This window comes from uncultured Gilliamella sp. (assembly GCA_945271295.1).
Lineage (GTDB): Bacteria > Pseudomonadota > Gammaproteobacteria > Enterobacterales > Orbaceae > Gilliamella.
Map to the genome: position 1 here is coordinate 21,510 of CALYPG010000030.1, position 10,407 is coordinate 31,916.

The window sequence follows — 10,407 nt, forward strand, 5'->3', positions numbered from 1 at the left end:
TAAATAAATGGAAAATAAGCTATATTATGACTATGCAAAAAAATATCAAAATCCCTGTTATATTTTTACTGTTACTCACTTTTGGATCTTTATTAATTTTCTTAGGTTCTAGAAATGATGCTGTCTCTGTTGCTAAAAGTATCAAATCAGGTGTATTAACCGCAGATGAAGTTAATGTCGCTTTTCAAAATGTTAGTGGCAAAGTAATCGAGCGTTTTGTAGAAGAATCACAACTTGTTAAAAAAGGTGATGTTTTAATGCAATTAGAAGATATTGATACAAAACTGGCTATAGAGCGCCTTCAAGCGCTTGTTGATAGCCAACAAGCTGCAGTTAATCAAGAACAAGCCGCCATCGAAATAGCAGAAAATGATACCAATCTAACGGAATTATCAACATGGCGTAAAATAGAAGAAGTTCAGGCAAATTTGGAAGCGGCTCGGTCCGCAAGGGATCTAGCTAGTACTGAGTTTGCTCGTCACACACAACTGCGTAAAACAGGTGGTACATCACAATCACAGCTTGATAGTACTCGTAATACTTTTACTGCGGCGAAAATGCAGGTGATTCAGATTGAAAGCCAATTAGCCACATTGATAATCGGGGCAACAACAGAACAAATTCACCAGTTACAAACAGCTAAAAATGCGACCGGAATGACATTGCAGTCGATCACTATTGCCAGAAAAAAAATTGAAAATCGTCAAAACCAATTAGCACAATTGCGTGGTCAATTAAATCAAAGCCAAGCAGAGTTAAAACAATTACAAATAAATTATCAACGACTTACTTTAACTGCTCCTGAAAATGGAAAAGTATTAAAGATTATGTACGAAAATGGTGAAATTGTACCAAACGGAGCACCAGCAGTATTATTAGAAACCGATCGCAAATATGTTGATATTTATGTCAATGAAAAAATGGTCAACGACTATCAACCAGGAACATCAGTAACAGCGAATGTCATTGCGCTAGATAAAGAAGTGAAAGGTATTATTCGTTTTGCTACTGCCGCCCCATCTTTTGCTGACTTACGAATGACTCGAGAACGAGGTCAAGCCGATTTAACCTCTTATCAAGTTAGAATTTATATAGAATCAATCCCGCAATTACTAACAGGAATGACGCTTGAGGTCAATGATGCAAAACATCATTAAATCTATTTTAGAAGAGCTTGATGCAATGTTATCAGGCCATTTTATACCTTATTATAAAGTTTCGATTGGATTAGCGGCTATCATTGCACTAATCTTTTCAATAGTATTAAGTCATGGTGCTGTTTTTGAAGGAAAAATAGCCGTTATTGATCTTGATGGATCTAAATATTCAACTGAATTAATTAGTAAAATTAATACTTCTCCTTACATTGAAGTATCAGAGGTGATTCGATCACCGGTTAATCCGATACCATTAGTCTCACATGATCGTAATTTAGGCGTACTATATATTCCTAAAGGATTAGAAAAGAGTTTAAAAAAAGGCGATCAAACTGTTCGCTTAGGTTATTTTGCTGATGATACCAATGATGCACAAAATGCCAAAGTATTACAAAATCTTAATGAATATATTCCAGAATTAGGTGCTGAAATAAGCGTTAATAAAGTTGCAGCATTAGGGTTAGGTAGAGATAGCACTGAAGCAGTATTATCACCAATGCAACTTAAAACACGATATATGTTTAATCCAGCTAGCGCTTCAACAATATCGACGATTATCTATTTTGTTTATTTCTTTTCCTCATTAACTTATGGTCTTACATCATTAATGATAATTGGTCGTTTAAAAATTACAGGAATGTGGAATACCGTTTTAGAAAGAGGACCATTAGCTTTATTAGCAAGAACAATTCCCTATGCATTATTTTATACTACCGCATTAACTCTAATTACGGCTTTGTTAGTCACCTTTGGGCAACTGCGTTTTGATGGTAATTATTTTGCTTACTTACCGAGTGTATTTATGACGGGATTAGCATTTGGCTGGTTAGGATTTTTACTATCTTGGAATACCAAAAATCCCGGCGAAGGCGCTAGTCGGATGATATTTTTAGTACCACCTGGATTTATTATGGGCGGCTCAACAATGGCGGTAGGCATTATGCCGATTTGGACATATTATGTCAGTCATGCATTTCCTCTAGTCTGGCTATTTCGTTTTTTCCGAGATTTTGCGATGCGCGGTCGCTCGCTCATTGATATGCTAGCAACTTATGGCGCGTTTATTATATATTTAACTATAATAGCTTTTGTTGTCATGATGTTTGTCACTCACAAGAAGAAAGCGGTTAATCAGCCTTAATTTAAAAACATATCACATGATTAATCAAACGGTTTAGAACATTTTTCAATGTAATACTTAATATCAGTTCAATACTTCAATGTCTATTCCCAAAATATCAACATAGATTGGCTAGACATTGATTATACATTTTAAAATATTGATACCATTTTAATTATTATAATTATTTATTTGTGATCTCCATCACATCACACAATGAAACGTCTCTAACAATAAAGCTAAAATTCACATTTCAATCTGCAAGTATGAATAATAAATTAACTAGATGATTAATATTAATATATTATAAATTCATGCTTTTCAGCTTACTTTCAATATTTTATATACCTTTCTTTCGAAAGAATAATAACAATATTCCCCATAAAATTAACAATGTGACTTACTTATCATTTTCGTTTTTTTACTTATGTTTAAATTAAGCAAGGAAATGAAAGATAAAGAAGTGAAAATATTATGACTAGTGGAGAAACGATTAACACTATCCAACGGCGAGAAAAAATCATTCATTTACTCGATAATGAAAAAACAGTATCAGTAAATAAATTAAGTAAATTATTTAAAGTATCTACGGTGACAATTCGCAATGATTTAAATCATCTAGAAGAAAAAGGCTGTGTATTACGTTCATATGGTGGAGCGATGTTAAATAAAGCATTTGCTTTTGACAGACCATTACTGGATAAAAGTCGCATTAATCCTATGATGAAAAATAAGATCGCACAAAAAGCAGCCGAATTAGTTGTAGATGGTGATCGTATCATTCTTGATTCCGGATCAACTACTGCGGCGATGGTACCTTATTTAAGAAAAAAACAAAACCTAATTGTACTGACCAATGCGCTTAATATTGCTTACGACTTAGTAACCAATACTAATATTGAGGTAATTATAGCTGGTGGTAATGTCAGAAAAAATTCCTACTCTATATTCGGTTCTACCGTTGAACAACAATTGAAAATGTATCATTTCAATAAACTTTTTTTAGGTGTAGATGGTTTTGATCTTACTGCTGGTGTTACAACTCCTAATTTTGCCGAAGCTACCGTTAATAAAGTGATGTGTGAGGTATCTGGGCAAATCATTGCAATAACAGATTCCAGTAAATTCGGTCGTAAGAGTTTTTGTATGATAGAAAAAATAAATCATATCCAAACTGTTGTTACTGATTCTAACATTCCTAAAGATTATTTAATGAAATTACATACCTTAGGAATAAAGGTTGTTATTGCTGACATTTAATTACCTGATTATATCAACCTTATAATTATTCAATAAATAGGAAATAAATCATGCAACAATATTTAAATTACTCATTAGACTGGTTAAAACAACATAATGCACAACACACTGCTAGAGAAATTTGCCAGCAACCGCAAATATGGAGCAATGTATTTAAGTTAGTTTCGCAAAAACAATCAGCGTTGCAGCAATTTTTACAACCCCTATTTGCTGATCCTGATTTAGAAATTATTTTAACTGGTGCGGGTTCATCCGCGTTTGCGGGTGTTGCTCTTGCTCCGTGGTTGAGAGAGAAAACTCATCGTAATGTTCGTGCTTATGGAACAACGGAAATTGTAACCGATCCATTACAATACTTTTCACCTAATAAAAAAACTTTATTGGTGTCATTTGCTCGTTCTGGTAACAGTCCTGAAAGCGTTGCCACAGTTAAACTAGCCGATCAATTGGTTCCTAATTGTTATCATATATTTTTAACTTGTAATCCAAATTGTGCATTAACCGAATATGCAGCTACCTCAGATTCATCAGCACGTATTTTCAAATTAATCATGCCTGAAGGTACCCACGATTTAAGCTTTGCTATGACTTCAAGCATAAGCAGTATGATGATGGCAACCCTTTTAATTTTTGGAGATTTTGAACAATATGCAGCTGAAAAAGCAGTAATGGAAATTTCTGATATTTGCGAACAGAAATTAACAAGCTGGCAAGCAATCACCAAACAACTAGCAAATGAACCTTGTGAACGAGTTATATATGTTGGTAGTAGCTGTTTTACTGGTATTGCACAAGAAGCGGCCTTAAAAATTTTAGAGTTAACAGCAGGGAAAATAGCAACACGTTTTGATTCGATTCTTGGTTTACGCCATGGGCCAAAATTTATGGTTAATCAGCAAAGTTTAGTTATCTGTTTTTTTTCTAATGATTCTTATATTCGTCAATATGATATGGATTTGTTCAATGAATTAGTGCATGACAAGATCGCAAAAAATGTTATCGCGTTAACTGCTCAATCTAGTCAAGATAAACAAATGATATCGGTAGACTCCAGTCTTGCTGATTGCTGGTTAGTCTTCCCTTATTTAGTTTTTGCTCAAATGTTAGCGTTTGAAAAATCCCTAAGTTGTGGCTTGACACCGGATAACCCTTGTCCTACTGGTGAAGTTAATAGAGTGGTAAAAGGGGTCAATATTTATCCATTTAACCAAGCATAAACAAGAGTCTTTATAACTGATCAACAATATAAAAGGATGTAATAAATATGAGCACTCCCAATATTCTTATGACACGTATTGATAACCGTTTGGTTCATGGCCAAGTTGGTGTAACTTGGGTTAATGCACTAGGTGCTAATTTGTTATTGGTTGCCAATGACAGCGCAGCACAAGATCCTGTGCAACAAAATTTGATGGATATGGTCATTACCGACGGTATTGAAAATCGATACTTTACTTTACAAAAAACTATTGATGTTATTCATAAAGCAGCGAGCCGTCAAAAAATATTCATTGTTTGTAAAACACCGCAAGATGTTTTAACACTGGTGAAAGGTGGAGTTCCAATAAAATTTGTTAACGTCGGTAATATGCATTTTTCAGAAGGGAAAAAACAGATTCATAAAACAGTTTCAGTTGATGACAATGACATTGCGGCATTTAAAGAACTTGAACGTTTAGGTGTAACGTGTGAAATTCGCCGTGTTCCTGATGAGGCCGGCGAAAAAATATCAAATTTACTCAATCTATCTTAAGTGAGGTGTAAACTATGTTAGTGGATGCGTTGTTAATTGGGCTACTGGCCGGTATTGCCGGTGTAGACTTATTTGATGGGTTAACCCATTTACATCGACCAGTCGTCATCGGACCACTAGTCGGCTTTATATTAGGGGATGTAACTACTGGCTTGTATGTTGGCGGTTCACTGGAATTAGTATGGATGGGTATGGTTCCCTTGGCTGGTGCACAGCCACCAAATGTGGTAATCGGAGGCGTAATTGGAACAACTTTTGCAATTTTTACCCATGCAGATCCTAAAGTTGCTATAGGTATTGCGGTGCCGTTTGCTATCGCAGTACAAGGTTGTATTACAATCTTATTTACGATCTATTCCCCAATGATGCATAAATGCGATCGCTTTGTTGATCAGCTCAATTTCAAAGGCATTGAGTGGGTTAACTATCTTGGCATGATTATTCTGTTTTGTTTTTACTTTATAGTGGCCTTTTTACCAATTTACTTTGGTGCTGAAGTAGCAACTGATTTAGTAAAAAAATCGCCACAATGGTTACTTGATGGATTAAGCGTTGCAGGTGGAATGATGCCAGCTATTGGTTTTGCTATGCTAATGAAAATCATGATAAAAAAGACCTATGTTGCCTATTTTATTTTAGGTTTCCTCGGGGTGACATTCCTTAACTTACCAATATTAGCGATTGCATTAGGTGCTTTAGCCATTGCAATGATTGATTTCTTTAATTATAGCCGAGATAACAACGATAATAACAAAACGACACATTCAAGTTCTGCGGAGGTGGAAGATGGGATTTAATGACGAAAATGATAGCAAATTAGCTGAAAAAGCTGAAAAACGCATGGAGCAAGCATTAGCAACCAGTAAAGTTTCAGCAGATACTTACATCGATCAAAGTCAAGATGTAGTGTTAACTAAGGGTGATATTAACCGAATGGCCTTTCGGTCATTAGCGCTACAAGCCTCATTTAACTATGAACGTATGCAAGCTGGTGGTTGGCTTTACACTATTTTACCTGCATTACGTAAAATTCATAAAAATAAAGATGACTTAAAAAATTCAATGCATATGCATATGGAATTTATTAATGTACACCCTTTCGATGTTACATTTTTATCAGGCTTAGCTTTAGCAATGGAGAAAGGAAAAGAAAATATCTCTACTATTCGAGCTGTTAAAGTTGCCTTAATGGGGCCTTTAGGTGGTATTGGTGATGCATTATTTTGGTTAACATTGTTACCTATTTGTGCCGGTATTGGTGCTTCTTTAGCGCTAGAAGGTAGTTTATTTGGCCCAATAATCTTTTTATTAATGTTCAATTTAGTCCATTTTGGGTTACGTTTTGGTCTTGCTCATTATGGTTATCGTGCTGGGACAAGTGCTTTGCCATTATTGAAAACGCATACAAAACGCATTTCGCATGCAGCATCAATTGTTGGTATGACGGTAATTGGAGCTTTAGTTGCCTCGTATGTACACTTATCCACACCTCTGGAAATCAATGCCGGTAAAGCGCATATAGTCTTACAAACCGAAGTATTTGATAAGTTAATGCCTAACTTGTTACCTCTAGGATTTACTTTAATCGTCTACGGTTTAATGAGACGGAATGTCTCTCCTGTTAAATTAATTGGTTTAACGGTGGTCATAGGCGTATTGGGTAAATTAGTTGGATTCTTATAGAGGTTAATTATGTTAGGAATCATTTTAACAGGCCATGGTAGCTTTGCTACCGGCCTTTATGAAGCAGCCGTGCAAATCATTGGTAGACAACCACAATTTACTGCCATTAACTTCCCTGACGGTATGAGTAGTGAAGAATTACAACAACAATTAACCAAGGCCGTAAAAGAATGCGATAAAGGTGATGGTGTAATATTTTTTACTGATATCTTAGGCGGTTCTCCATTTCGACAAGCTGCTATATTAAGTTATGAACTTAATAATATCGAAGTGATTAGTGGTACAAATCTACCCATGTTACTAGAAATGTTGTTAGAAAGAGATCAATTAGATATTCAAAATTTCCGGTTACAAGCAATAGATTTTGCCAAATCAGGGATAACGAGTTTGTGGCATGAAAACCAAAAAAAACCGTTAAATAAAGAGGAATGTTCAGATGGAATTTGAACAAATACATGCCAAGCGGGTTTTAACACCTGTTGGTTGGCTAGAAAATGCAATTATTACCATTAAAAATGGAAAAATTGTAAAGATTGAACAAACAAATAAAGTCTGTTCTAACAATATTAAAGTATTACCCGCATTAATTGATACTCATATTCATGGAGTAAAGGGTGCAGATACGATGGATGCAACCCATGAAGCGCTTAATACAATGAGCTGCTTTTTAGCACAACATGGTATTGGTGCTTTTTTAGCAACAACAGTTACTGAGAGTCATGAAAAAATTGAAGCTGCCTTAATACAAGTTAAGCATAGCATGAAACAAGGGGTTGCAGGTGCTACTTTATTAGGCTCATATTTAGAAGGCCCTTTTTTTGATGCTGCTCATCGAGGTGCACATCCTGAAACACTACTTCATGCCCCAGATCGCAAACTTATCGAAAAATGGCTAGATATTGCCGAAGGCACATTAAAATGCATTGCCCTTGCACCTGAATATCCGGAAGCATTAGAAATTATAACATGGTTACGTTCCATAAATGTTCGCGTAATGCTTGGACATACCAATGCTGACTATCAAACCACAAAAGCAGCACTTCTTGCTGGTGCAAATGGAGTAGTACATTGTTATAACGGTATGTCTGGGTTACATCATCGTAATCCAGGTGTAGTCGGTGCAGCACTAACAATAGACAATTGCCAAACCGAAATTATCATAGACGGTCATCATGTACATCCGGCTGCAGTTGATATTGCTTATAAATGTTGTGGACAAAACCTAATATTAATTAGTGATGCAATGAGAGCAACAGGAATGCCGAGTGGTGATTATTATTTAGGTAAATTAAAAGTACATGTACAAGATAACGTTGTACGTACTAAAGACGGTGGACTAGCAGGCAGTGCCTTAACTATAGATTGTGCGGTCAACAATCTGGCTAATTATGCGAATATTTCTTTTGAGCAAGCTTGGTTACATGGTAGCTCATATCCAGCAAAAGCTTTAGGAATAGATCACTATTTAGGAAATATTGCCGTCGAAAAACAAGCTAATTTAGTATTATTAAATAGTAACAATCAACTGGTTGCAACTATTGTAAATGGCAATATTGTTTATCAATCATCTAAAGATTTTACCGATATTTTGATTTAAAAATCTAGCACCTTTTTATCAAAGTAAGAGTTAACTGTTTTCGTTTCTTAGGAGTCAAAATGTCTATCAAATCTATTTTCTTTACTCTTATAGTATTATTTGGATGGATGAGTAATATTGCAAATGCAGACTTAATCAGGATTATGTCATTTAATACACACCACAGTGAACAGCATGACGGTACAATTGGATATCAATAGTATAGGCACACTATTTAATTAAAGGAATTGTGAGTGATCACAAAGCCCTTATTACCGAAATATCATGGTAGTTTAGTGTTTTAAAAAGTTACATCAGAGGTTTTTTATTTATGCGAAAATTAAAATTAATATTAGGTCTATCTTTTGTTCTATCTTGTTCTGCTCAAGCAATAGAAACATTGGAAGATTATACTTTAGAACAAGTGGTAGTTTTTAGCCGACATGGTTTAAGAGCGCCACTTTCCAGCCCAACAAGCACACTTGGCAAAGTTACGCCTAATCAATGGCCTCAGTGGGATACACCTGCAAGTTATTTAACAACACGTGGTGGGGTATTAGAAAGTTATTTTGGGCATTATTTCGGTGAATGGTTAGTTGATAATAAATTATTACCAGCCAATAGTTGTCCTAATGATAAAGACGTTTATATTTATACAAATAGTTTACAACGCACTATTGCAACCGGGCAATATTTTGCTGTGGGGGCTTTTCCTGGTTGTTTGGTACCTATAATACATAAAGAAAAAATCGGCACCATGGATCCGGTATTCTTTCCGGTCATCAGGGATGATAGTCCTGAATTCAAAAAGGCTGCAATTGATTCAATGAATCAAATAGCTGGACCGGATGGTATCGCTGGATTAAACAAGCAGCTTGATAAAGCATATAAAGATATGTCGAACGCGATAAACTACAAAAAATCAAAAAATTGTTTAACTGATAAACAATGCGATTTTGTTTCACCGCCTACTGAGCTCATTATTGAAAAAGGTAAAGAGCCAGGAATAACGGGACCTCTTCGTACAGGAACATCTATTGCTGATGCCTTTATTTTACAATATTACGAAGGTTCTCCTTTAAAAGAGGTAGCTTGGGGACACATAAAAAGCAATCAACAATTTGAACAATTAGTCGCAATCAAAGAACATTATAATACATTATTATTTAGCTCCCCAGTTGTTGCTAAACACATCGCTGCTAATTTAATTAATTATATTAATGGCGCATTTTCAGATAGTGATAACAATATCAAATTTACCTTTTTAACAGGTCACGACTCAAATGTTGCTTCACTTTTTTCGGCAATGCAAATCAAACCATATAAATTACCTGATCAATTTGAAACAACACCAATTGGAGGCAAAATTGTATTCCAGAAATGGCGTGATAACCATAGTGGCGAACGATTAATAAAAATTGAATATTTTTACCAATCAACCGATCAAATTCGTAATTTAAAACAATTAAATCGTAATAATCCACCACATAAAGTCGTATTAGAAATGGAAAACTGCCCAATTAATAAAATGGGATTTTGTTCATTTTCAACTTTTAAACAAGTCATGAGCGATATAACAAAATAAAATCTAATTACGGTTATAGGCTCTAAATTATAAACAATTATATTTTACAGCCTATGACTTACACAAAAATTCTACCTTCCTATACCTACAAATAAATTCAAATTTTTTAAGCTAAAGGGCTAGTTTGATTTACTTTTTCAAAAATCAGATCTAGATCACAAAAAACACTTTTTTATATTGCAAAGAGTATTTAATATGCCAAAATGTTACCCGTAACAAAAGTAATAAAGTAATAAAGTAATAAAGTAATAAAGTAATAAAGTAATAAAGTAA

The 10,407-nt window shown here is 34.7% G+C and carries 10 protein-coding genes; all 10 read left to right on the top strand.

Annotated elements, in window-relative coordinates:
* Positions 1–26 precede the first annotated feature (26 nt).
* A complete protein-coding gene (locus Q0K76_RS11765; protein ID WP_294615865.1) occupies positions 27–1,157 on the top strand; it encodes an HlyD family efflux transporter periplasmic adaptor subunit in 1,131 nt (376 codons plus the stop codon).
* Positions 1,141–2,298: an ABC transporter permease gene (locus Q0K76_RS11770; RefSeq protein ID WP_294615866.1), complete on the top strand. Its 1,158-nt coding sequence runs from the start codon at positions 1,141–1,143 to the stop codon at positions 2,296–2,298. The genes Q0K76_RS11765 and Q0K76_RS11770 overlap by 17 nt, the downstream gene beginning before the upstream one ends.
* A 453-nt stretch (positions 2,299–2,751) precedes the next feature.
* Positions 2,752–3,537, top strand: coding sequence for a transcriptional repressor AgaR (agaR, locus tag Q0K76_RS11775; protein ID WP_294615867.1), 786 nt, complete (start codon positions 2,752–2,754; stop codon positions 3,535–3,537).
* A 50-nt stretch (positions 3,538–3,587) separates the two neighbouring features.
* Positions 3,588–4,754, top strand: coding sequence for an SIS domain-containing protein (locus tag Q0K76_RS11780; protein ID WP_294615868.1), 1,167 nt, complete (start codon positions 3,588–3,590; stop codon positions 4,752–4,754).
* 47 nt (positions 4,755–4,801) lie between these two features.
* Entirely contained in the window at positions 4,802–5,290 is a 489-nt protein-coding gene (gene agaV, locus Q0K76_RS11785) for a PTS N-acetylgalactosamine transporter subunit IIB (RefSeq protein WP_294615869.1), read from the top strand.
* Positions 5,291–5,304: 14 nt separating this feature from the next.
* The gene (gene agaW, locus Q0K76_RS11790) at positions 5,305–6,087 is read left to right on the top strand and encodes a PTS N-acetylgalactosamine transporter subunit IIC (RefSeq protein WP_294615870.1); all 783 of its coding nucleotides are present in this window, start codon (positions 5,305–5,307) and stop codon (positions 6,085–6,087) included.
* Entirely contained in the window at positions 6,077–6,973 is an 897-nt protein-coding gene (locus Q0K76_RS11795) for a PTS system mannose/fructose/sorbose family transporter subunit IID (RefSeq protein WP_294615871.1), read from the top strand. Before agaW ends, Q0K76_RS11795 begins: the two co-directional genes overlap by 11 nt.
* Before the next feature lie 9 nt (positions 6,974–6,982).
* Complete coding sequence (gene agaF / locus Q0K76_RS11800) at positions 6,983–7,420, top strand: PTS galactosamine/N-acetylgalactosamine transporter subunit IIA (protein WP_294615872.1); 438 nt, start codon at positions 6,983–6,985, stop codon at positions 7,418–7,420.
* Entirely contained in the window at positions 7,410–8,570 is a 1,161-nt protein-coding gene (gene nagA / locus Q0K76_RS11805) for an N-acetylglucosamine-6-phosphate deacetylase (protein WP_294615873.1), read from the top strand. Before agaF ends, nagA begins: the two co-directional genes overlap by 11 nt.
* A gap of 310 nt (positions 8,571–8,880) precedes the next feature.
* Positions 8,881–10,134: a bifunctional glucose-1-phosphatase/inositol phosphatase gene (gene agp / locus Q0K76_RS11810; RefSeq protein ID WP_294615874.1), complete on the top strand. Its 1,254-nt coding sequence runs from the start codon at positions 8,881–8,883 to the stop codon at positions 10,132–10,134.
* Positions 10,135–10,407 lie beyond the last annotated feature (273 nt).